19 protein-coding genes are annotated in these 22830 nt (G+C 60.0%); 14 read left to right on the top strand and 5 right to left on the bottom strand.

Going from position 1 to position 22830, the window contains the following annotated elements; all coding sequences use genetic code 11:
- Nucleotides 1–73: 73 nt before the first annotated feature.
- Both rnhA and HMPREF9720_RS12245 read right to left on the bottom strand, forming a co-directional pair.
- Nucleotides 74–538, bottom strand: coding sequence for a ribonuclease HI (gene rnhA, locus HMPREF9720_RS12240; RefSeq protein ID WP_009598701.1), 465 nt, complete (start codon nt 536–538; stop codon nt 74–76).
- A gap of 6 nt (nt 539–544) precedes the next feature.
- Nucleotides 545–3172, bottom strand: a complete 2628-nt coding sequence (locus HMPREF9720_RS12245; protein ID WP_009598711.1) for a valine--tRNA ligase — start codon at nt 3170–3172, stop codon at nt 545–547.
- Nucleotides 3173–3289: 117 nt separating this feature from the next.
- Here HMPREF9720_RS12245 and lon point away from each other — a divergent pair, with 117 nt between their 5' ends.
- The 6 genes from lon to HMPREF9720_RS12275 all read left to right on the top strand — a co-directional run bounded on the left by lon (nt 3290) and on the right by HMPREF9720_RS12275 (nt 10663).
- Nucleotides 3290–5719, top strand: a complete 2430-nt coding sequence (lon, locus tag HMPREF9720_RS12250; protein ID WP_009598691.1) for an endopeptidase La — start codon at nt 3290–3292, stop codon at nt 5717–5719.
- A 79-nt stretch (nt 5720–5798) separates the two neighbouring features.
- Nucleotides 5799–6554 (top strand): 3-deoxy-manno-octulosonate cytidylyltransferase, encoded by a 756-nt coding sequence (kdsB, locus tag HMPREF9720_RS12255; RefSeq protein ID WP_009598688.1) that lies wholly within the window; start codon nt 5799–5801, stop codon nt 6552–6554.
- A 78-nt stretch (nt 6555–6632) separates the two neighbouring features.
- Nucleotides 6633–7385: a 3-deoxy-8-phosphooctulonate synthase gene (kdsA, locus tag HMPREF9720_RS12260; protein ID WP_009598715.1), complete on the top strand. Its 753-nt coding sequence runs from the start codon at nt 6633–6635 to the stop codon at nt 7383–7385.
- Nucleotides 7385–8350 (top strand): KpsF/GutQ family sugar-phosphate isomerase, encoded by a 966-nt coding sequence (locus HMPREF9720_RS12265; protein ID WP_009598708.1) that lies wholly within the window; start codon nt 7385–7387, stop codon nt 8348–8350. Before kdsA ends, HMPREF9720_RS12265 begins: the two co-directional genes overlap by 1 nt.
- Before the next feature lie 3 nt (nt 8351–8353).
- Nucleotides 8354–8638, top strand: a complete 285-nt coding sequence (locus HMPREF9720_RS12270) for a YciI family protein (RefSeq protein ID WP_009598702.1) — start codon at nt 8354–8356, stop codon at nt 8636–8638.
- 27 nt (nt 8639–8665) lie between these two features.
- A complete protein-coding gene (locus tag HMPREF9720_RS12275) occupies nt 8666–10663 on the top strand; it encodes a glycoside hydrolase family 97 protein (protein ID WP_009598709.1) in 1998 nt (665 codons plus the stop codon).
- A gap of 37 nt (nt 10664–10700) precedes the next feature.
- On the opposite strand, the gene HMPREF9720_RS12280 is transcribed toward HMPREF9720_RS12275, so the two are convergent.
- The 3 genes from HMPREF9720_RS12280 to trpS all read right to left on the bottom strand — a co-directional run bounded on the left by HMPREF9720_RS12280 (nt 10701) and on the right by trpS (nt 14061).
- Nucleotides 10701–11045 carry a hypothetical protein gene (locus HMPREF9720_RS12280; RefSeq protein ID WP_009598697.1) on the bottom strand — a complete coding sequence of 115 codons (345 nt, stop codon included), beginning with the start codon at nt 11043–11045 and terminating at the stop codon, nt 10701–10703.
- Between the two features lie 79 nt (nt 11046–11124).
- A complete protein-coding gene (locus tag HMPREF9720_RS12285; protein ID WP_009598695.1) occupies nt 11125–12906 on the bottom strand; it encodes a chloride channel protein in 1782 nt (593 codons plus the stop codon).
- Nucleotides 12907–12936: 30 nt separating this feature from the next.
- Nucleotides 12937–14061 (bottom strand): tryptophan--tRNA ligase, encoded by a 1125-nt coding sequence (trpS, locus tag HMPREF9720_RS12290; RefSeq protein WP_009598718.1) that lies wholly within the window; start codon nt 14059–14061, stop codon nt 12937–12939.
- 311 nt (nt 14062–14372) lie between these two features.
- Between trpS and HMPREF9720_RS12295 the strand changes: the two genes are divergently transcribed.
- From HMPREF9720_RS12295 to ahcY, 8 genes are all read left to right on the top strand, one after another.
- Nucleotides 14373–15272, top strand: coding sequence for a hydrogen peroxide-inducible genes activator (locus HMPREF9720_RS12295; protein WP_009598692.1), 900 nt, complete (start codon nt 14373–14375; stop codon nt 15270–15272).
- Nucleotides 15273–15853: 581 nt separating this feature from the next.
- Entirely contained in the window at nt 15854–16204 is a 351-nt protein-coding gene (gene rsfS, locus HMPREF9720_RS12300) for a ribosome silencing factor (RefSeq protein ID WP_009598690.1), read from the top strand.
- A gap of 39 nt (nt 16205–16243) precedes the next feature.
- Nucleotides 16244–18322 carry an ATP-dependent zinc metalloprotease FtsH gene (ftsH, locus tag HMPREF9720_RS12305; protein WP_009598696.1) on the top strand — a complete coding sequence of 693 codons (2079 nt, stop codon included), beginning with the start codon at nt 16244–16246 and terminating at the stop codon, nt 18320–18322.
- Nucleotides 18323–18351: 29 nt separating this feature from the next.
- A complete protein-coding gene (locus HMPREF9720_RS12310) occupies nt 18352–19200 on the top strand; it encodes a phosphatidate cytidylyltransferase (protein ID WP_009598712.1) in 849 nt (282 codons plus the stop codon).
- A gap of 20 nt (nt 19201–19220) precedes the next feature.
- Nucleotides 19221–19892, top strand: a complete 672-nt coding sequence (locus HMPREF9720_RS12315; RefSeq protein ID WP_009598707.1) for a phosphatidylserine decarboxylase family protein — start codon at nt 19221–19223, stop codon at nt 19890–19892.
- 12 nt (nt 19893–19904) lie between these two features.
- Nucleotides 19905–21011 carry an AI-2E family transporter gene (locus HMPREF9720_RS12320; protein ID WP_009598703.1) on the top strand — a complete coding sequence of 369 codons (1107 nt, stop codon included), beginning with the start codon at nt 19905–19907 and terminating at the stop codon, nt 21009–21011.
- A complete protein-coding gene (locus tag HMPREF9720_RS12325; RefSeq protein ID WP_009598713.1) occupies nt 21011–21376 on the top strand; it encodes a riboflavin kinase in 366 nt (121 codons plus the stop codon). Before HMPREF9720_RS12320 ends, HMPREF9720_RS12325 begins: the two co-directional genes overlap by 1 nt.
- A gap of 6 nt (nt 21377–21382) precedes the next feature.
- The gene (ahcY, locus tag HMPREF9720_RS12330; protein ID WP_009598720.1) at nt 21383–22792 is read left to right on the top strand and encodes an adenosylhomocysteinase; all 1410 of its coding nucleotides are present in this window, start codon (nt 21383–21385) and stop codon (nt 22790–22792) included.
- Nucleotides 22793–22830 lie beyond the last annotated feature (38 nt).

Below are 22830 nucleotides of genomic sequence, written 5' to 3' on the forward strand. Positions count from 1 at the left end.
GACCCTGCGGGTCAAAAGTGCGAAGTTTAGGAGAAATAAGGGCCGAAAAAGGAAAAGAGGCGGGCGTTGCCGCTCACCTCCCTTCCGGTTCATAACCAGTGTCTTCCGATAAATGCGCCTTGTCGTTGGCGGCGGCCACGGCCAGTTGGTCGCAGCGGTTGTTCTCGACCGTATCGGCATGCCCCTTGACCCATACGAACCGCACATTGTGGCGCCGGTATATGCGCAGGAAACGCATCCACAGGTCGGGATTCTTCTTGCCGGCGAACCGTTTCTTCTCCCAGCCGAACACCCAGCCTTTCGTCACGGCGTCCACGACGTATTTCGAGTCGGAATAGACCGTGACGTCCGACCCCTCGAACTTGAGCGCTTCGAGCGCCGCGCAGACGGCCGTCAGCTCCATGCGGTTGTTGGTCGTCAGGCGGAATCCCTGCGAAAGCTCCTTGCGGTGAGGGCCCGAAAGCAGCACCGCGCCGTAACCGCCCGGCCCGGGATTCCCCAAGGCCGAGCCGTCGGTGTATATGGTGATTTGTGCCACGCCGGATTATTTCAGCGCCGCCAGCTGCTCCCTGATGGCCGCGATTTTCGCTTCTGCGTCCGCCTGCTTGGCGCGCTCGTTCATGACCACCTTTTCAGGCGCCGACTGCACGAAGCGCTCGTTCGAGAGCTTCTTCATGACGCTTGCGAGGAATCCCTCGTAGTAGGCGAGACTCTCCGTCAGTTTCCCGATTTCGGCTTCGACGTCGATCTTGCCCGCCATCGGCATGAAATACTGGGTAGTCTTGACGATGAACGCCGCTGCCGCGGGGTCTTTCTCCGTCACGGTTTCGACGGCCGTCAGGTTGGCCATCTTCCGCATCACGGGAGCGTATTCGGCGGGGTAGTTCTCGTCGGCGATCACCTTGAGCGTCAGCGCTTCCTTCTGCGGCAGGTTCTTCTGGTTGCGTATGTTGCGCACCGAGGAGATCGCCTCCTTGGCCAGTTCGAACCGGGCCAGCAGGCGCTCGTCGGCTTCGACCGGCTGCGGCATGGGGGCCGTGCAGATCGACTCGCCCTCTTTGCGGGGCGCGAGGTCCTGCCAGATCTCCTCCGTCACGAACGGCATGAAGGGGTGCAGCACGCGCATCAATTCGTCGAAGAATCCGCACGTCGCGGCGAACGTCTCCGCATCGACGGGCTGTCCGTAGGCGGGTTTCACCATTTCGAGGTAGAGACCGCTGAAGTCGTCCCAGAAGAGCTTGTAGGCCGTCATGAACGCCTCCGAAATGCGGTACGACCTGAAGTCCTCGTCGATCTGGCGCAGTGCGCGGCCCAGCGTCTGGCGGAACCATTCGACCGCCAGCCGGTTGTTGTCGTCCTGCGCGGCCTTGTCGTCCGCCGACCAGCCGTTCACCAGCCTGTAGGCGTTCCATATCTTGTTGCCGAAGTTGCGGCCCTGCTCGCAGAGCGCTTCGTCGAACATCACGTCGTTGCCGGCCGACGACGAAATCAGCATCGCCATGCGCATGCCGTCGGCGCCGTATTTGGCGATCAGGTCCAGCGGATCGGGCGAGTTGCCCAGCTGCTTGGACATCTTGCGGCCGATCTTGTCGCGGACGATGCCCGTGAAGTATACGTTGCCGAAAGGCTTTTCGCCGCGGTATTCGTAACCCGCCATGATCATGCGGGCCACCCAGAAGAAGATGATGTCGGGACCCGTCACCAGATCGTTGGTGGGGTAGTAGTAGCTTATTTCCTGATTGTCCGGGTTACGGATGCCGTCGAAGACCGAAATCGGCCAGAGCCACGACGAGAACCAAGTGTCCAGCACGTCCTCGTCCTGACGCAGGTCGCTCGGCTGCAGCGAGTCGTCGCCGGTCTTTGCACGCGCCTTTGCGAGCGCCTCTTCGGCCGTCGGGGCCACGACGTATCCGCCCTTGGGCAGGTAGTAGGCCGGAATGCGCTGTCCCCACCACAACTGGCGCGAGATGCACCAGTCCTTGATGTTTTCCATCCAGTGACGGTAGGTGTTCTTGTATTTTTCAGGCACGAAGCGGATCGCATCCTCCATGACGGCTTTGGTCGCGGGCCGGGCCAGCTCCTCCATCGAAAGGAACCACTGCATCGAGAGCTTCGGCTCGATGGCCACGCCCGTGCGCTCCGAGTATCCCACGTTGTTGGTGTACTCCTCGGTCTTTTCGAGCAGGCCCGCCGCGGCGAGGTCCTTCTCGATCTGTTTGCGGACGTCGAAACGGTCCATGCCGACATACATGCCGACCTTGTCGTTGATCGTGCCGTCGTCATTGAAGATGTCGATCGTTTCGAGACCGTATTTCTCGCCCAGCATGTAGTCGTTCACGTCGTGCGCCGGGGTGACCTTCAGCGCGCCCGTGCCGAATTCGATATCGACGTATTCGTCGCGGATCACCGGGATCGAACGGTTCACCAGCGGCACGATGACGCGCGCATCGACCGGCAGGGAGGCGTAGCGCGGGTCGTTGGGGTTGACGCACAGCGCCGTGTCGCCCAGAATGGTTTCGGGGCGCGTCGTGGCGACGATGATCGCCTTGTCCGTGCCTTCGATCTTGTAGCGCAGGTAGTAGAGTTTGCCGTGCGACTCCTTGAAGACCACCTCTTCGTCCGAAAGCGCCGTTTTCGCCGCGGGGTCCCAGTTCACCATGCGTACGCCGCGGTAAATCCTGCCCTTTTCGAACAGGTCGCAGAAGACTTTGATGACGCTCTCGGTGCGCGGCCCGTCCATCGTGAAGCAGGTCCGCTCCCAGTCGCACGAGGCGCCCAGCTTGCGCAGCTGCTTGAGGATCATGCCGCCGTACTTCTCCTTCCATTCCCAAGCGTATTCGAGGAACTTTTCACGCGAGAGCGACGATTTTTCGATGCCCTTTTCGTGCAGCATCGCCACGACCTTGGCCTCGGTGGCGATCGACGCGTGGTCCATGCCCGGTACCCAGCAGGCATTCCTGCCCGACATGCGGGCGCGGCGCACCAGCACGTCCTGCAGCGTGTTATTGAGCATGTGACCCATGTGGAGCATGCCCGTTACGTTGGGGGGCGGAATTACGATCGTATAGGGTTCGCGCTGATCGGGTTCCGAGTGAAACAAGCGTTTTTCGATCCAGTAGTCGTACCATTTCGACTCGATCTCCTGCGGCGAGTATTTGTCTGCGATTTGCATAGGGATGAAATTGTTTTACTTCGTTATTTGACCTGCAAAGTTATTAACATTCTGTCAAAGATGAAATAAATATGACGAAAAAATCGTTACCTTTGCGACATTATATATTTGTAAGCTATGAGTAAAAAAGATAAATTCGAAACAATCGAAGTCGAAGACGTGAACCTGCTTCCCGATCTGCTCGACGGCAATCACCGCGTGATCCCCATCGTGACGGGCGGTGACGAAGTCGTCGAAGAGGTGGAGGTTCCTGAGATCATTCCGATTCTCACGCTGCGCAGCTCCGTGCTCTTTCCCGGCGCCATCACCCCCATTACGGTGGGCCGCGACAAGAGCATCAGTCTGGTGCGCGCCGTGAATGCCGAAGGCGGTATTCTGGGCGCCGTGCTGCAGCGCGAAAGTGACGTCGAAGACCCCGCGCCGGACGACATGTACAAGGTCGGCACCGCGGCGCGCATCATCAAGATTCTTGAAATGCCCAACGGCAACCTCACGGTGATCCTGAACGGCTTGGAGAAGGTCGAGATCCGCGAATACATTACTACCGAACCCTACTTCCGGGCCCGTGTCACCGCACTGCGCGATACCACGCCCGATCTGAAGAGCGTCGAGTTCGAAGCCCTCGTGGACTCGATCCGCGACGTGGCGCTCAATATCATCAACGTTTCGCCGTCGATGCCCAAGGAGGCGGCGTTCGCCATTAAGAACATCGACTCCAAGCGCGGCATCATCAACTTCATCTGCTCGAACATGGAGCTGACGGACGAGGACCGCCAGTCGCTGCTGGAAGCCCCCGGCCTGCTGGCCCGCGCCCGCAAGCTGCTCGAAATACTGATCCGCGAGCAGCAGCTGGCCGAGTTGAAAAACCAGATTCAGGAGCGCGTGAAGCAGGAGATCGACAAGCAGCAGCGCGACTACTACCTCCAGCAGCAGATGCGCACGATTCAGGACGAGCTGGGCGACGGCGCCGACGCCGACATCGAGAAGATGCGCGAGGAGGCCAAGAAGAAGAACTGGCCCAAGGAGGTCGGCGAGACCTTCGAGAAGGAGCTGCAGAAAGTCGAGCGGCTGAACCCCGCCGTAGCCGAGTATTCGGTGCAGATGACCTATCTGCAACTGCTGCTCGAACTGCCGTGGAACGACACGACCAAGGACAATCTCGACCTCAAGTGCGCCCGCGAACAGCTCGACCGCGACCATTTCGGTCTGGACGAGGTGAAGGAGCGTATTCTGGAGCATCTGGCCGTCATCAAGCTCAAGGGCGACCTCAAGTCGCCGATCCTCTGCCTCTACGGCCCTCCGGGCGTGGGCAAGACCTCGCTGGGCAAGTCGGTGGCGGCGGCGCTGGGCCGCAAGTTCGGCCGCATTTCGCTGGGCGGCCTGCACGACGAGTCCGAGATTCGCGGACACCGCCGCACCTACATCGGCGCCATGCCGGGCCGGATCATCCAGACCATCAAGCGGTGCGGTTCGTCGAACCCCGTGATTATCCTCGACGAGGTGGACAAGGTGACCGTTTCGAACCACGGCGACCCGTCGAGCGCACTGCTCGAAGTGCTCGATCCGGAACAGAACACCACCTTCCACGACAACTATATCGACATGGAGTACGACTTGTCGAAGGTGCTCTTCATCGCCACGGCCAACAACGTGGCCAACATCGCCCCGGCCCTGCGCGACCGTATGGAGATGATCAACATTCCGGGCTATCTGGTCGAGGAGAAGATCCGCATCGCTTTGGACCACCTGCTGCCCAAGCAGCGCGAGGCCCACGGCATCAAGGAGCAGGAACTCGTGATGACGCCCCAAATCGTCGAAGGCATCATCTCCGGCTACACCCGCGAGTCGGGCGTTCGCTCGCTCGACAAGCTGCTGGCTAAGATCGCCCGCGCCCGCGCCAAGCAGATCGCTTTCGACGAAGCCTTCGCGCCCGAAATCACGGCCAAGGACGTCGAGAAGATTCTCGGCATGCCCAAGTTCCTCCGCGAGGAGTACGAAGTGGGCGGCATGACAGGCGTGGTGACGGGTCTTGCGTGGACCGAGGTCGGCGGCGACATCCTCTACATCGAATCGGTGCTGACTCCCGGTAAGGGCAAAGTCAGCCTGACGGGTAATCTGGGCGAGGTGATGAAGGAGTCGGCGACGATCGCCCACGAGTGGGTGATGGCCCACCACGCGGAGCTGGGAATCGACGCTTCGGCGTTCGAGAAGAACGACATCAATATCCACGTGCCGGAGGGGGCGATTCCGAAGGACGGGCCGTCGGCCGGTATCACGATGGTGACCTCGATCGTCTCGACCTACACCGGACGCAAGGTGCGGGAGCGTATCGCCATGACGGGCGAAACGACCCTCCGCGGCCGCGTGATGCCCGTGGGCGGCGTCAGGGAGAAGATTCTGGCGGCCAAGCGCGCCGGCATCACCGAACTGATCCTTTCGGAGGAGAACCGCAAGGACATCGCCGAGATCAAACCCGAATACGTCGAAGGGCTGACGTTCCATTACGTGAAGACCAACGACGAAGTGCTGAAACTGGCGCTCGTCTGAAGCGAAGATGCAAGTAAAAGGTGAAAAGTTTTGATTTTCACCTTTTACTTTTTATTTTTATGGCTAAATAACCGAGACGATGAAATTTATCGCAATCATACCGGCGCGTTACGCCTCGACGCGCTTTCCGGGCAAGCCGCTGGCGATGCTGGGCGGCAGGCCCGTCATTCAGCGCGTCTATGAGCAGGTGGCGGGCGTGTTGGACGACGCCGTGGTCGCCACCGACGATGAGCGTATCTACGATACCGTGCTCGCTTTCGGCGGCCGGGCCGAGATGACCTCGCCGGACCACAAAAGCGGCACCGACCGTTGCTGGGAAGCCTATCTCAAACAGGGCAAGACCTACGACGTGGTGGTCAATGTGCAGGGCGACGAACCTTTTGTCCGGGCCTCGCAGCTGGAAGCCGTGAAACGCTGCTTCGACGATCCGGCGACCGACATCGCCACGCTGGTCAGGCCTTTCGCCGCGACGGACGGTCTCGAAGCCCTCGAAAATCCCAACTCCCCGAAAGTGGTGCTCGACGCGCAGTCGCGCGCCCTCTACTTCTCGCGTTCGGTGATCCCCTACTTGCGGGGCGTCGAACGGTCGGAGTGGCTGGCGCGCCATACGTTCTACAAGCATATCGGTCTCTATGCGTTCCGCACGGAGGTCCTGCGCGCGGTTACGGCCCTGCCGCAGTCCGCGCTCGAAAAGGCCGAGTCGCTCGAACAGCTTCGCTGGCTGGAGAACGGCTATAAGATCGGCGTGGGCGTTACCGATGCCGAGACCATCGGCATCGACACGCCCGAAGATCTGGAGAAGGCAGAAGCCTTCCTGATCAGGCATGGAAAATGAAAAGTCGGGAGTCGAAGCCCGGCTGCTTGGCGGGCGGCGGCTTCCCCGGCCTTTGTTCTTAACTCATAATCGAATCTTATGAAGATCAAATTTATCGCCGGACCGTGCGTCATCGAGTCTGTCGAACTGCTCGACACCGTGGCGCAGCGTCTTGTGGCGATCAACGAAAGACTCGGCGCGGACATCATTTTCAAGGCGTCGTTCGACAAGGCCAACCGCACCTCGATCTCGTCGTTCCGCGGCCCCGGACTCGAAAAGGGGCTTCGGATGCTCGCCGACGTGCGTGCGAAGTGGGGGCTGAAGCTGCTGACCGACATCCATGAATCGTGGCAGGCCGCGCCCGTGGGCGAAGTGGTCGACGTGATCCAGATTCCCGCGTTCCTCTGCCGCCAGACCGACCTGCTGGTCGCTGCCGCGAAGACGGGCAGGACGGTGAATATCAAGAAGGCGCAGTTCCTGTCGGGCGCCGACATGCTCTATCCCTACGAAAAGGCCCGCGACGCGGGCGCTTCGGAGATATGGCTCACCGAGCGCGGCAATATTTACGGCTACAACAACCTCGTCGTCGATTTCCGCAATATTGCGGAAATGCTGCGCATCGCTCCGACCGTGGTGATGGACTGCACCCATTCGGTGCAGCGTCCCGGCGCCGCAGGCGGCAAGACGGGGGGCAACCGCGAATTCGTACCCGCCATGGCGCAGGCCGCCAAAGCCTTCGGCGCCAACGGCTTCTTCTTCGAAGTGCATCCCGACCCGGACCATGCCAAGAGCGACGGCCCGAACATGCTGCAGCTCGACGAACTGGAAAACCTCATTAAAACTCTGCTATAATGACCGATACCACGAAAGCCCAGATTCTCGATCTGGCCCGCAAGGCGATCAACACCGAACTGCTGGCGCTCAAGCGCATGAAGGAGACGTTGGGCGATAACTTCGCCGACGCCGTCGAAATGATCCTTTCGGGTCAGGGCAAATGTATCGTTACGGGCATGGGCAAGTCGGGGCTGGTGGGGCGCAAGATCGCCGCGACGCTCGCCTCGACCGGTACGCCCAGTTTCTTTCTGCATCCCGGCGAAGCCTTTCACGGCGATCTGGGCATGATCTCGAAGGAGGATGTCGTGCTGGCGCTCTCCTATTCGGGCGAGACCGACGAAATCCTGAAAATCGTGCCTTTCATCCACTCCAACGGCAACAAGCTGATCTCGATGACCGGCAATCCCGAATCCGCGCTGGCCAAGAACTCCGACGTGCACCTCGACGTGAGCGTCGAAGAGGAAGCCTGCATCCTGCACCTCGCGCCGACGACCTCGACCACGGCGCAGATCGCCATGGGCGACGCGCTGGCCGTGTCGCTGATGCAGATGCGGGGCTTTACGAGCGTCGATTTCGCACGCCTGCATCCGGGCGGAAGCCTCGGACGCCGCCTGCTGATGACCGTCGGCAACGTGATGCGTTCGCACGATCTTCCGGTCGTGGCGCCCGATTGCTCGGCGACGGACATGATCCACGCCATCAGCAAGGGCGGATTGGGACTCATCATCATCTGCGACGGCGACCGCATCGAGGGCATCGTGACCGACGGCGACGTGCGCCGCGCCATGGAGCGCCGCCGCGCCGAGTTCTTCAACATCAAGGCCGCCGATATCGCTACGCCGAATCCGAAGACGATCTCTGCCGACCGGAAGCTGATCGAAGCCGAGAAGATGATGACCCGCAACAAGGTCACCTCGCTGCTCGTGACCGACGAAGCCGGCAAACTGCAGGGCGTGATCCAGATTTACGACATAAAACTGTAGCGGGTGTTCATCGTACTGCTGACTTACAAACTGCCGCTTGCGGAGGTCGAACGGCACCTCGCGGCGCACCGCGAATACCTCGACCGTCAGTATGCCGCAGGGACGTTTCTCTGTTCGGGGCCGCAGAATCCCCGGACGGGCGGCGTCATTCTCTGCCGCGCCGCGGACCGTGCTGCGGTCGAGACCCTGACGGCGGAGGACCCGTTCCGCATCCACGGCGTCGCCGATTACGAGATCATCGAATTCTCGCCCGTCAAACGCCTGCCCGGATTCGAAGCTTTCCTTTGATTTAACCGTTTGCTTAACCCGACCGATATGAAATCCTTCCTCTTCTCTCTTGCCGCGCTGGCCTTGTGCGGAGCCTGTTCGCAAAATACCGGGGTTACCTCCCCCGACGGCACGATCCGTCTGGCGTTCGCCGTAGACTCCGCCGGACGCATGACCTATTCGGTTACGGACGGCGGTGTCCGGCTGTTCGAACCTTCCCGACTGGGATTCGAAGCCGCCGAGGCCGATCTCGGCGGTGGTTTCGCCGTCGAGCATGTGTCGCGCACGAGCGTCGATGAGACGTGGACCCAGCCGTGGGGCGAGAACAAGGAGAACCGCAGCCGTTACAACGAAATGGCCGTGCGGCTGTGCAACGGCGGCGGCGTGCGGCTGACGCTGCGCTTCCGGGTATTCGACGACGGGCTGGGATTCCGCTACGAATACGAAGCGTGCGGGGCGGATTCGCTCCGTGTGACGGACGAACTGACCGAATTCCGTTTCGCCGCCGACGGCGATTCGTGGACCATTCCCGCCAGCTTCGACACCTACGAACTGCTTTACCGCAAACTTCCGCTGAGCGAACTGGCCGACGCCAATACCCCCGCGACGTTCAAGGTCGGCGGCCTCTACGGCAGCATTCACGAAGCGGCCTTGTACGACTTTCCCGAAATGACGCTTCGCAAGACGGACGGACTTGCGTTCAAATCGGATCTCGCGCCTTTGCCCGACGGCACAAAAGCGCATGTCGGCAATAAATTTACGACCGCGTGGCGCACCGTGCAGCTGGCGCCCGATGCCGTGGGGCTGATCAATTCGTCGCTGATTCTCAATCTGAACGAACCTTCGAAGATCGGGGATACGAGCTGGATCCGTCCGATGAAGTACGTCGGCGTGTGGTGGGGCATGCACCTCGGCGTCGAGACGTGGGCGATGGACGACCGCCACGGCGCGACGACCGAAAACGCCAAACGCCATATCGACTTCGCGGCGGTCAACAATATTCAGGGAGTGCTGTTCGAGGGCTGGAACGAAGGCTGGGAGAACTGGGGCGGCAGCCAGTCGTTCGACTTCACGAAGCCCTATGCCGACTTCGACATCGCAGAGATCGTGCGTTACGCCCGCGAACGCGGGATCGAGATCATCGGCCATCACGAAACGGGCGGCAACATCCCCGATTACGAACGCCAGCTGGAGCGCGCCGTCAAATGGTACGCCGATCTGGGAATACACAACCTCAAAACGGGCTATGCCGGCGGTATCTCCGGCGGCAACAACCATCACGGGCAGTACATGGTGCGCCATTACCAGCACGTGGTCGAGACGGCCGCGAAATACCGGATGACGGTCAATGCGCACGAACCGATCAAAGACTGCGGCATCCGCCGCACGTGGCCCAACATGATGTCGCGCGAAGGTGCGCGCGGCAAGGAGTGGGATGCTTGGAGCGCGGGCAATCCGCCGTCGCACGAAGTGACGCTGCCTTTTACGCGCCTGCTCGCCGGGCCGATGGACTTCACGCCCGGCACGTTCGACATTCTCTATGAAAATACGCGCAACTCGCCGCGCCGCAAACTCTGGAACTGCGGTCCTGAGGTCGATATGCGCGTGAATACGACCCTTGCCAAGCAGATCGCCGAGTGGGTGATCATCTATTCGCCCGTGCAGATGGCTTCGGACCTGATCGAAAATTACGAGGGGCATCCCGCTTTCCGGTTCTTCCGCGACTTCGATGCGGACTGCGACTGGTCGCGCGCGCTGGCGGGCGAACCGGGCGAATTCGTCGCCGTGGTGCGCCGCGCGGGGGAGAATTATTTTCTGGGTGCGGCGACCGACGAACAGCCCCGCACGCTGTCGCTGCCGCTCGACTTCCTGAAACCCGGCACGAAATACCGCGCGACGATCTACGCCGACGGTCCCGATGCCGATTGGAAGACGAATCCCACTTCCTATACCATTTCGGAACGCGAGGTTTCATCCGCCGATACGCTCGAAGTGGCGATGGCTCCGGGCGGCGGGCAGGCCGTGAGCTTCATGCCCGCTATATAGCGGCGCAAGTCGTCGGGAACTCTCGGCCCCGAAGCCCTCAGCCCCGGATGTAATGCGGCATCTCGGCGGGTATTTCCATCGAAATCTCCACCAGACCGCCTACCTTGTCCCCGGTCCGCCAAGCCGTCTGATAGATCATCTTGCGGACTCCCTGTTTCTCGATGGTGTAGGCGTTCGAACCGCCCTCGGCCGTCAGGCGGCGGATGATTTCGCGCGAACGTTCGTTGTGGCAGCCGAAAAGATTGCTGCCGATCAGATTGCCGTGCCGGATATAGGTCGCACGGGCTTTCTCGTTCATGTAAAGGATCACGCCTTCGGTGTCGCAGACCGTGACGGCGCAGTTCATGTCGTCGGCCCAAGGGAAAGGATTTTCTGTCGTCATGGCTGTTCGTTTTGTGTCGGTGGGAAGAGAGCCCCTCTCCTTGCGGAAAGAGGACGGCTGCATCTGCGCGGGCCGAGGGTCACTGCTGTATCTTGACCAGCTGTTCGCGGTAGGCGTTCAGGATGCGGGATTTGGAGATGAAGCCCATGTAGCGGTTCTGTTTGTCCACGACGGGCAGCATCCACGTATGTTTGTCCTCGAACTTCTGGACGACGCTCTGGATGGCTTCATGCTCCAGAATCTTGTCGGGCGGCTGAATCATGTAGTCCGAAATCGGATGGCCGTATTTCTCGCGTTTGAACATGTCTTCGCGCAGGTCGTCCAGCTGGATGATGCCGAGCAGATGCCCGAAGTTGTCGATCACGGGGAAGATGTTGCGGCGCGCCGTCGAAATGATGTGTACGATGTCGCCCAGCGTGAAGTTCTCCCTGATGCGCAGGAAATCGGTCTCCATCAGTTCGTCGAGTTTCAGGAAGACGAAGACCGACTGGTCCTTGTCGTGGGTCAGCAGCTCCCCGCGCAGGCGCAGCTGCTTGGTGTAGATCGAATCCGGATCGAGGTAGTAGTCCACGGCGAACGAGATGCAGGCGGTGATCATCAGCGGAATGAACAGCCCGTAACCGTTCGAGAGTTCGGCGATCAGGAAGATCGAAGTCAGCGGCGCCTTCATCACGCCCGACATGACGCCCGCCATGCCGACCAGCGTGAACGAGACGATCGACACGTCCCAGTCGAAGAAGGCGTTGCACAGCAGGGCTATCGACGCGCCCGTGAATGCGCCCACGAACAGCGACGGGGCGAATGTTCCGCCCACGCCGCCCGCGGCGTTGGTCGAAGCCATGGCGATGACCTTGAAGAACATCGTGGCGATGACGAAGAGTATGACAACCCAGTCGATGTCGCTGAAACGGTAGAAGAGCGAATTGTCGAAGAGTTTTTCGGCCTGTCCGTGCATCAGCGAGGTGAATCCTTCGTAACCCTCGCCGTAGAGCGGCGGGAAAATGAAGATCAGGACTCCGAGCACGGTGCCCCCGACGATCCACTTCTTGTATTGCTTGTCGATCTTCTTGAAAAGCGTGCTCACGCGCAGGTTCGTCGAGGTGAAATACCACGACATCAGTCCGCAGCATACGCCCAGCAGGATGAAGAGCGGTATCTGCCAGAGTTCGAACGCATCTGCGGGTGCCAGCGTCACGGCCAGAATCGGGTCGAAGCCCCGCAGCATGAAGGCCATCGTCGTGGCCGTGATCGAGGCGATGAGCAGCGGAATGACCGATCCTGCGGTGATGTCGAGCATCAGGATTTCCAGCACGAACACCACGCCCGTGATCGGAGCCTTGAAAATGGCGGCCAGCGCCGCGCCGGCGCCGCAGCAGAGTAGCAGCGTGGTGTGCTTGTAGTTGAGCCGCGCGATCCGTCCGACATTCGAGCCGATGGCGGCTCCCGTCAGCACGATGGGAGCCTCAGGTCCCACCGAACCGCCGAATCCGATGGTCGTGGCGCCGCCGACGATCGAGGTCCAGCAGTTGTGGCCCGCGATGCGCGAATTGCGGCTCGACATGGCGTAGAGCACGCGCGTGACGCCCTCCGAAATATTGTCCCGGACGATGTATTTGACGAACAGCGTCGCCAGAATGATGCCGACGGCGGGGTAGATCAGGAACAGGATGTGGGAGCTGTCCACCGGAAACCAGTTGGTCAGTCCGTATTTGATGCCGTACAGCAGCATCTCGAACAGATAGGTGCCCACTCCGGCGAGCACGCCGACGACCACGGCCAGAAGCATCATGATCTGGCTGTTGCTCAGCCGCCTCGTGAGGCGGAGGAACGTGCGGTAGATGTGGTCGGCGCGTAAGTTCAAATCCGTCGTGGTTTTATTGCTGTTGCGGTTTTATTCCTTGTGTGCGAAATGTTCGGCCTGACTTGCGATCAGCTCCTTGTCGTCGAAGTAGTCGATCTTCATGGCGCGTTTCACGTCGGCGAGCGTTGCGGCGGCGACTTCGCGGGCCGCTTCCGACCCCGCGCGGAGGATTTCGTACACCTCGCCGATGCGTCCCTCGTAATATTTGCGGCGTTCGCGGAACGGCTCCAGCATCTCGTTCAGCACCGCGATCAGGAACTTCTTGACCTTCACGTCGCCCAAGCCTCCGCGGCGGTAGTGGGCTTTCAGCTCCTCCAGCGAAGGGTAGTCGGGCAGGTATTTCGGGAAGTGTTCGGGACGGCTGAAGGCGTCGAGGTAGGTGAATACCATGTTGCCCTCCACCTTGCCCGGATCCTCCACGCGCAGGTGGTCGGGATCGGTGTACATGCCCATGACCTTCTTCTTGATCTCATCGGCGCTGTCCGACAGGTAGATGCAGTTGCAGAGCGACTTCGACATCTTGGCTTTGCCGTCGGTTCCCGGCAGCCGCATGCAGACCGCGTTTTCGGGCAGCAGAATCTCCGGTTCGACCAGCGCGGGGCCGTATACCGTGTTGAATTTGTGGACGATTTCGCGCGTCTGCTCGATCATCGGCTCCTGATCCTCGCCTGCGGGTACGGTCGTGGCTTTGAAAGCCGTGATGTCCGCCGCCTGACTGATCGGGTATGTGAAGAATCCGACGGGAATGCCCTGACGCTGCTGGGTGTCGCCCTCCGTGTTGTTCTCGGCGAAGCCGCGCAGCTGGATTTCGGCCTTCACGGTCGGGTTGCGCTGCAGGCGCTGTACCGTGACGAGGTTCATATAGTAGAACGCCAGTTCGCACAGTTCGGGAATCTGCGACTGGATGAAAAGCGTCGATTTGTTCGGGTCGAGACCGACCGAAAGGTAGTCGAGGGCGACTTCGATGATGTTCTGGCGCACTTTTTCGGGGTTGTCGGCGTTGTCGGTCAGCGCCTGCGCGTCGGCGATCATGATGAAGATGCGTTCGAACTCGCCCGACTCCTGCAGTTCGACGCGGCGGCGCAGCGAACCCACGTAGTGTCCCAGATGAAGCCGGCCCGTCGGACGGTCGCCGGTAAGAATGATTTTTCCCATAAAACGATTAATCCTCCGCTTGACGAATTTAAGTTATCTATGGCTTCGGGCAGCTCCAGAGATGCGGAATTCGCCAAGCTCGCATTACGGCATCCTCGATGCCGGTTCCACATCCGGAATCCTGCCCAAACTCCCTTTCTGCCGGGAGTTCCGGCTTCCCCGCGGCACTGAAACTGCGGTGAAAATCAGTGCCGGCTCTCGTTTTTTCGGTATTTTGTGGACAAACATACGAAAAAGCGCGCGGGCGACCTAATAAAGTTGTTGTTTATAGATTTTTTTTATATTTTTGCTCGTCGGAATAATTGTCTGCTATGACTATAATTCAGCTTGAATACCTGTTGGCCGTAGCCAACTGCGGCAGTTTTTCGCTGGCCGCCGAACATTGTTTCGTGACCCAGCCCTCGCTGAGCATGCAGGTCAAAGCCCTCGAAGAGGAGCTGGGCGTGGTGCTGCTCGACCGTTCGAAGAAGCCCGTGATCCCGACCGAAGCGGGCGACGTGGTGCTGGAGCGTGCCCGCGAAACGCTGCGGGCCTATAACAACATCCGCGAATCGGTGGCCGAACTCAAGGGCGAGACGTCGGGTAAACTCCGGCTGGGCGTCATCCCGACCATTGCCCCGTACCTGCTGCACAAATTCATCCCCGCTTTCGTGCGCGATTATCCCAAAGTCGAACTGGAGATCTCCGAGATGATCACTTCCGACATCGTCGAGGCCCTCAAGCGCGACCGTATCGACGCGGCGCTGGTGGCCAGCGGCACCTGCGGCGAGGGGATTCTGGAGCAGGAACTCTTCAACGACCGTTTCTTCGCATACGTTTCGCCCGAAAACGCCCTTTATGAGCGCTCAAACATCCGCATCGAGGACATCGACCTGCGCGATCTGGTGATTCTGAGCGCAGGAAACTGTATGCGCGACCAGATCATCGAACTCTGTCAGGCCAAGCGCGACATGCCGTCGCACTACTCGTTCGAATCGGGTTCGCTCGATACGCTCATGCGCATCGTGGACTGCACGTCGTGTCTTACGATCATTCCCGAAATGGCTGTCGAATACATTCCCGCGGATCACCGCGACCGGCTGAAGATGCTGGCCAAAGGCGCCACGTCGCGCAAGATCGCGGTCGCCGTGCGCCGGACCTATGTCAAAAGTTCGATCATCAAGGCCCTGACCGATACGATTATGGCCAATGCCCCGGAGGTCGGGAACTGACGTGCTTTTCACGAAATGGACGCGTCCGGCAGTTTTTTCTGCCGGGCGCGTTTTGTTTTTCGGATGCTGTTTTTTCGTTCCGGTCTGTGGCGCGTTGCTGCTCCGGTCTGTGGCGCGTTGCTGCTCCGGTCTGTGGCGCGTTGCTGCTCCGGTCTGTGGCGCGCCGCTGTTCCGCCCTATGCCGCGTCGTCATCCTCGGTCTGCATCGGTCGCCGTCCCCGTTTGTGCCGTGTCGCCGCTCTCGCCTTGTGCCGTGCCGCTGTTCCGCCCTGTGCCGTGTCGTCATCCTCGGCCTGCATCGGTTGCCGTCCCCGTTTGTGCCGTGTCGCCGCTCCGATTTGCGTCGCATTGTCATCCGCTGTCTGCGTCGTGTCGCCGTTCCGGTTTGCGGATGGCCGCCGCCGGAGAATTCTGCGGACGGTTTGGCGGGGAATCTGTGCGGACTGCGGGTCTCTTGCGGCCTTTCCCTGCGTTGCGACGATTCCGGTCGGGTCGCCCGCCCGCTTTTTTGTAGCTCTTAATTTTCAAATCTCATTCTATTTTCGTACCTTTGCAAGGTTATAGACACCTATTGAAGATTTATGGATAAACTGATCGAAACTATCGTAAGTGCGATTGAAGATAAAAAGGGTAAGGATATTGTATCGTTGGACCTCTCAGGTTTCGACGGGGCTATATGCTCCCGGTTCATCGTGTGCAACGCCGATTCCACGACGCAGGTCTGCGCCATTGCCGCAAGCATCGAAGAGAAGGTGCTCGAAACGCTGGGCGAGAAGGTCTGGCGCATCGAAGGCCAGCAGAACGGCGTATGGGTCGCCATGGACTACGTGGACGTCGTGGTGCATATTTTCCAGACCGAACTGCGCAGTTTCTACAAACTCGAAGAGTTGTGGGCCGACGCACCCATGACCAAATACGAATACGAAGAGTAATTTTTTAGTATGGCACAACAACGCAAAAACAATAATAGGATGAATATGAACATGCCGAGGCCCTCGATGCTGTGGATCTACGGTCTGATCGGCGCGTTCATCATCGGCTGGTACGTATTCGGCGATGTCAACGACACGCCGCTGCCCAGCGACTGGACGACGGTCCGGGAGATGGTCGAAAAGGGCGACGTGGAGAAAATTCAGGTCGTGAACCGCGATCAGGCGCAGGTTTTTCTGAAGAAGGAGGCTGCCGAACAGTACCGCAGGGATACGGTGGACAAACGTTTCAAGCGGCTGCCCGAAACGGGCGTGCAGCTCACCTTTACGATCGGATCGGTCGATTCGTTCCGCGAAGATTTGAAGAACGCCGAGCAGCAGTCGGGACAGACCGTGCCGGTGGTCTATGAGAACAAAGCCAACGACTGGACCAACGTACTTATCAACCTGCTGCCGTGGGTGCTGATTATCGGCGTCTGGATTTTCATCATGCGCTCGATGTCGCGCGGCGCCGGAGGCGGTGCGGGCGGCGGCATCATGAACGTCGGTAAAGCCAAGGCGCAGGTCTTCGACAAGGACGCTTCCAAGCGTGTGACGTTCAAGGATGTGGCCGGACTGGAGGAAGCCAAGGTCGAGATCATGGAGATCGTCGATTTCCTCAAGAAGTCGGAAAAGTACAAGGAACTGGGCGCCAAGATTCCCAAGGGCGCCCTGCTGGTAGGCCCTCCGGGAACGGGCAAGACGCTGCTGGCCAAAGCCGTGGCCGGCGAAGCCAACGTGCCGTTCCTTTCGATTTCGGGTTCCGATTTCGTGGAGATGTTCGTGGGCGTGGGCGCATCGCGTGTCCGCGACCTGTTCGAGCAGGCCAAGCAGAAGGCTCCCTGCATCGTCTTCATCGACGAGATCGACGCCATTGGCCGCGCCCGCGGCAAGAACGCCGGATTTTCGGGCAACGACGAACGTGAAAATACGCTGAATCAGCTCCTCACGGAGATGGACGGCTTCCAGACCAATACGGGCGTTATCGTCCTCGCGGCGACCAACCGCGCCGACATTCTCGACAAGGCGCTGATGCGCGCCGGGCGTTTCGACCGTCAGATCGAGGTGGGGCTGCCCGACGTCAAGGAGCGCGAGGCGATTTTCAACGTCCATCTGCGTCCGCTGAAACTCGATCCGCAGCTCGACCGTGAGTTCTTGGCGCGCCAGACGCCCGGTTTTTCGGGCGCCGACATCGCCAACGTCTGCAACGAAGCGGCGCTGATCGCCGCGCGGCACAACAAGAAATTCGTGTCGAAGGAGGATTTCCTCGCGGCCATCGACCGCATCGTGGGAGGTCTCGAAAAACCCAATATGCCGATGACGGCCGCCGAGCGGCGCGCCACGGCGATTCACGAAGCGGGGCACGCTACCGTCATGTGGTCGCTTCCCCAATGCGATCCCGTGCTGAAGGTCACGGTGGTTCCGCGCGGGCGGAGTCTGGGCGCGACGTGGTATGTGCCCGACGAACGCCGCATCCACGTTACCAACGAAGCCCTGCAGGAACGGCTGGCCGGGTTGCTGGGCGGCCGGATCGCCGAGGAGGTCAACTACGGAACGCTGGGCGCAGGCGCGCTGAGCGATCTGGAGCGGGCGACCGAGACGGCCTATGCGATGGTGGCCTATTACGGCATGAGCAAGAAGATCGGCCCGATCAGTTATTACGACTCGTCGGGCACGCGCGATACGTTTACCAAGCCTTTCAGCGAGCAGACGGCCCGCGACATCGATACGGAGGTGCGCCGCATCATCGAAGAGGCGTATGCCAAGGCGCGTGGCATCATCGAACGGAAAAGCGAACAGATCAACCGGATGGCGGACCTGCTGCTGGAGAAGGAGACGATCTATGCCGAGGATATCGAACGCATACTCGGCCCGGCGGCGCAGGTGCCGCGGGAGAATGACGACCCGAAAAAGGGTGTCGTCGTCGCCGACGACGATGCCGCGTCCGGAACGTCGGCTGCGCCGGCGGACGCTCCGCCGGCCGGGACCGGAACGACGCAGGAAGGCGATGCCGGAAGTGCGTCGGGAACGAAAACCGCCGCTTCGGGAGCCGCGAACGCCGAAAAATCCGAACTCAAGTAACCGACGAACCTAACCCGCTGATATATCTGATGAGTGAAAAAATGAAGAACCTCATGGTGCGTACACTGAGCGGCGCAGTCCTCGCAGTGGTGGTGCTGGGGGCCGTAATCTGGTCGCAGTGGAGTTTCGGCGCACTGTTGCTGGCGATGCTTGTCGCCGGCATGCTGGAATTTTACGGGCTGGCCGAAAAGCAGGGCAATGCCCCGCAGAAAATCGTGGGAATGGCGGCAGGCATCGTGCTTTTCGCGCTTAATTTCGCGTTCGTGTCGGACGACATCGAAATTCTGAGCGGCGCCAGTCAGGCTTTTGCCTGCGGAATGGCGTTTATGCTCCTGCTGATACCCGCGATGTTCATCTGCGAACTTTACCGCAAACAGCAGAATCCGGCTTCCGGAATCGGCACGACGCTGATGGGCGTCTGCTACATAGCATTGCCCCTTTCGCTGATGTGTTATATTCCGATCATCGGAAGCGAGGTGTGGACTCCGTGGGTGATGATTTTCTACATCTTCATCATCTGGGCCAACGACGTCTTCGCCTATCTGGTGGGAATGTCCGTCGGACGGCACCGCATGTTCGAGCGTCTTTCGCCCAAAAAGTCGTGGGAGGGATTCTTCGGCGGGCTGGCCGGCGCCGTGGCGATGGGCTATGTTGCCGCGCGGGTATTGGATGCCGATGTATGGGCGTGGCTCGGTCTGGCGCTGGTAGCGGCCGCAACGGGCGTGCTGGGCGATCTGGTGGAGTCGATGTTCAAACGCGCCGCGGGCGTCAAGGATTCGGGCAATCTGATCCCCGGACACGGCGGTGTGCTGGACCGCTTCGACGCCTTGCTGCTCTCGGCGCCGTTCGTCTTCGTCTATATGCTTTTTGTTATGTAACTGCAATCCTAAATTAAGTTATGAGAATAAATAAAGAAGGCTACAAAATTATCGGCATTTCCGGCGCCGTTTGCGTATTTTTGTGGTGGTTGATCTATCACCTGCTGGTCAGCGACGCGAATATTTCGCTGTTGTGGGTGAGCGCCGTGCTGTTGCTGCTGTTCTGGTTCTTTATCGTCGCGTTTTTCCGGGAACCCCGCCGCGTGCGCATCCACGATGCCGACCTCGCCTTTTCGCCCTGCGACGGCCGCGTCGTCGTGACCGAAGTCGTGAAGGAAAACGAGTATCTGAATGAGGAGATGCTCCAGATTTCGATCTTCATGTCCGTCACCAACGTCCATATGAACTGGGTTCCCGTGGGCGGTACCGTCGAATATTTCAAATACCATCCGGGCCGTTTTCTGGTGGCGTGGCATCCCAAGTCCTCGACCGAAAACGAACGCACCACGACCGTGGTGAAGATGGCTTCGGGACAGAAGGTTCTCTTCCGTCAGATCGCAGGCCTGATCGCGCGCCGTATCATCTCCTATATGAAAGTGGGTTCGCCTGTGGAGCAGAACAGCGTCTGCGGCTTCATCAAATTCGGGTCGCGCGTCGATGTGCTCGTTCCGAAGAACAGCGAACTGCTGGTCGAGATCGGCGATCCTGTGGTGGGTTCGCAGACTCCGATCGCACGCCTTCCGAAAGCTTAATTCATCCGATGTATGAGGGCGACACCCCAGACCTTCCTGCGGTTTATTGCGGGCGCGGCGGTTGCTGCGGCCGTCCTCTTTCTGGTCTGGTACTTCCGGTCGATCGTCGTCTATGTGCTGATCTCGGCCGTGCTGGCCGTCATGGGCAATCCGCTGGTCAAACGGCTCGCGGCATTGCATATCAAGGGCTGGAAAGTGCCCCGCTGGCTGGCGGCGCTGGCGACGCTGATCGTCATCTGGGTGGTGCTGGCGACATTGTGTTCGCTGTTCGTGCCGCTGGTCTTCAATAAGATCTACCAGTTGTCGAACGTCGATTTCGCCACCGTCGTGGCGAGCATCGAAGAACCGATAGCCCGCGCCCAAAGCTACCTGCACGAATTCTTCGCCATGCCCGAAAGCACCTTCTCGCTCTCGGAGGCCCTCGCGTCGGCGCTCAAGCAGGTGATCGACATCGAGTCGCTCAACACGGTCTTTGCGTCGATCGTCAATGTCGTGCTCTCCTCCGTGATCGCTATTTTCTCCATCACCTTCATCACCTTCTTCTTCCTGCGGGACGAGGGGCTTTTCTATGCTATGATTACGGCGATGTTCCCCGAACGTTATCACGAGAACATCACCCGTGCGCTCGACTCCGTAACCCTCTTGCTGGCGCGCTATTTTACGGGAATCCTCTCCGAAAGCCTGCTGTTGATGGTCGCCGTGTCGCTGACGATGATGGCCTTCGGGATGAAAGCCGCCGACGCGGCGTTCATCGGGCTGGTCATGGGCGTGATGAACGTGGTGCCCTATGCCGGGCCGCTTATCGGCGGCGTGGTTTCGGTCTTCGTGGGCATCGTGACCCCGATCGGGGGCATGACCGTGGGGCATACGGCCGTCGTCATCATCGGTTCGCTGCTGATCCTCAAGGGGCTCGACGACTTCGTGCTGCAGCCGACGCTCTATTCGTCGCGCGTCAAGGCGCATCCGCTGGAGATCTTCCTCGTGATTCTGATCGCCGGGTCGCTGGCCGGAATCCTCGGCATGCTGCTGGCGATTCCCTCCTATACCGTACTGCGCGTCTTCGCCAAGGAGTTCTTCTCGCAGTTCAGTCTGGTGCGTAAACTGACCGAAAAAATCTGATGGAAAAGGTGATTATCGAGGGCGTTGTGGAACACGGACGCCGGCTCGGACGCGAGCTCGGATTTCCGACGGCGAACGTGGCCGTTCCCGATTCCGTCGCCGCGGAGGACGGCGTTTACCGTTCGCGTGCCGAGATGGACGGAGCGGTTTACGACGCGATGTCGAACCTCGGCCGCAATCCTTCGGTCGGCGGGACGGCGCGGCGTCTCGAAACGCATATTTTCGGCTTCCGCGGGGCGTTGTACGGCCGTATGCTGCGCGTGGAACTGCTCGAAAAGATCCGCGACGAGCGGCGGTTCGATACGCTGGAGGAGCTGCGGGCGCAGATCGAAAAAGACAGGGAGTATATTTTGAAATTAAAATAAACAGTTATGTATTTAGACTTGACAATGCCCTACAAGGTAGCCGACATGTCGCTGGCCGGGTGGGGACGCAAAGAGATCGAGATCGCCGAGCACGAAATGCCCGGACTGATGGCCGTGCGCCGCAAGTACGGCCCGCAGAAGCCGCTGAAAGGCGTGCGCGTCATGGGGTCGCTGCATATGACCATCCAGACCGCCGTGCTGATCGAGACCCTCGTGGAACTGGGCGCCGACGTGCGCTGGTGTTCGTGCAACATCTTCTCGACGCAGGACCATGCCGCCGCCGCGATTGCCGAGACGGGTGTTCCCGTTTTCGCATGGAAGGGCGAGACGCTGCCCGAATACTGGTGGTGTACGGTCATGGCGCTGTCGTTTCCGGGCGGCAAAGGCCCGCAGCTCATCGTGGATGACGGCGGCGATGCGACGCTTCTGATTCACAAGGGCTTCAAAGCCGAGGACGACGCTTCGACGCTCGATTACGAACCCTCCTCCTACGAAGAGGAGGTGATTATAGACACGCTGAAGAAGGTGCTTGCCGAGGACAAGGATAAATGGCACCGCACGGTGGCCGAATGGAAAGGCGTCAGCGAGGAGACCACTACGGGCGTACACCGGCTCTACCAGATGCAGGAGGCGGGCGAACTGCTCGTTCCGGCCATCAACGTCAATGACTCCTGCACCAAGTCGAAATTCGACAACCTCTACGGCTGCCGCGAGTCGCTGGCCGACGGCATCAAGCGTGCGACCGACGTGATGATCGCCGGCAAGGTGGTGGTCGTGTGCGGCTACGGCGACGTGGGCAAGGGTTGCGCCGCGTCGATGCGTTCGTACGGAGCGCGCGTTATCGTGACCGAGATCGACCCGATCTGCGCCCTGCAGGCGGCGATGGAGGGCTTCGAGGTGAAGACCGTCGAAAGCGCTCTCGGCGAAGGCAATATTTTCGTGACCTGCACGGGCAACTGCGACATCATCACGCTGGAGCATATGGAGCGGATGCGCGATCAGGCGATCGTCTGCAACATCGGCCACTTCGACAACGAGATACAGATGGCGCGGCTCGAAAAGTCGGGCGCCGTGAAGACCAATATCAAGCCGCAGGTCGATAAGTTCACCTTCCCCGACGGACATTCGATTTTCGTGCTGGCCGAAGGCCGTCTCGTGAACCTCGGCTGCGCTACGGGCCATCCCTCGTTCGTGATGTCGAACTCCTTCACGAACCAGTGTCTGGCGCAGATGGAACTCTGGCAGGAGAAGCTCGAAGTGGGCGTTTACCGTCTGCCCAAGCATCTCGACGAAGAGGTGGCGCGCCTGCATCTGGACAATCTGGGCGTGGAGCTGACCCGCCTGACCGAAAAACAGGCGGATTATATCGGCGTGAGTCCCGACGGTCCCTACAAGGCGGAGCATTACCGCTATTGAGACCGGCGGCATCCGGCATGGAAAAAGAGGATACCTTG

Origin of the sequence: Alistipes sp. HGB5 (assembly GCF_000183485.2) — a bacterium.
Classification (GTDB): Bacteria; Bacteroidota; Bacteroidia; order Bacteroidales; family Rikenellaceae; genus Alistipes; species Alistipes finegoldii.

Excerpts from the sequence above, each read along its gene's own strand:
- ftsH (WP_009598696.1), top strand. The coding sequence starts at position 16,244 with ATGAATATGAACATGCCGAGGCCCTCGATGCTGTGGATCTACGGTCTG.
- HMPREF9720_RS12315 (WP_009598707.1), top strand. The coding sequence starts at position 19,221 with ATGAGAATAAATAAAGAAGGCTACAAAATTATCGGCATTTCCGGCGCC.
- HMPREF9720_RS12280 (WP_009598697.1), bottom strand. The coding sequence starts at position 11,045 with ATGACGACAGAAAATCCTTTCCCTTGGGCCGACGACATGAACTGCGCC.
- HMPREF9720_RS12310 (WP_009598712.1), top strand. The coding sequence starts at position 18,352 with ATGAGTGAAAAAATGAAGAACCTCATGGTGCGTACACTGAGCGGCGCA.
- kdsB (WP_009598688.1), top strand. The coding sequence starts at position 5,799 with ATGAAATTTATCGCAATCATACCGGCGCGTTACGCCTCGACGCGCTTT.
- HMPREF9720_RS12325 (WP_009598713.1), top strand. The coding sequence starts at position 21,011 with ATGGAAAAGGTGATTATCGAGGGCGTTGTGGAACACGGACGCCGGCTC.
- rsfS (WP_009598690.1), top strand. The coding sequence starts at position 15,854 with ATGGATAAACTGATCGAAACTATCGTAAGTGCGATTGAAGATAAAAAG.
- HMPREF9720_RS12295 (WP_009598692.1), top strand. The coding sequence starts at position 14,373 with ATGACTATAATTCAGCTTGAATACCTGTTGGCCGTAGCCAACTGCGGC.
- ahcY (WP_009598720.1), top strand. The coding sequence starts at position 21,383 with ATGTATTTAGACTTGACAATGCCCTACAAGGTAGCCGACATGTCGCTG.
- HMPREF9720_RS12275 (WP_009598709.1), top strand. The coding sequence starts at position 8,666 with ATGAAATCCTTCCTCTTCTCTCTTGCCGCGCTGGCCTTGTGCGGAGCC.
- lon (WP_009598691.1), top strand. The coding sequence starts at position 3,290 with ATGAGTAAAAAAGATAAATTCGAAACAATCGAAGTCGAAGACGTGAAC.
- kdsA (WP_009598715.1), top strand. The coding sequence starts at position 6,633 with ATGAAGATCAAATTTATCGCCGGACCGTGCGTCATCGAGTCTGTCGAA.
- trpS (WP_009598718.1), bottom strand. The coding sequence starts at position 14,061 with ATGGGAAAAATCATTCTTACCGGCGACCGTCCGACGGGCCGGCTTCAT.
- HMPREF9720_RS12265 (WP_009598708.1), top strand. The coding sequence starts at position 7,385 with ATGACCGATACCACGAAAGCCCAGATTCTCGATCTGGCCCGCAAGGCG.
- HMPREF9720_RS12245 (WP_009598711.1), bottom strand. The coding sequence starts at position 3,172 with ATGCAAATCGCAGACAAATACTCGCCGCAGGAGATCGAGTCGAAATGG.
- HMPREF9720_RS12320 (WP_009598703.1), top strand. The coding sequence starts at position 19,905 with ATGAGGGCGACACCCCAGACCTTCCTGCGGTTTATTGCGGGCGCGGCG.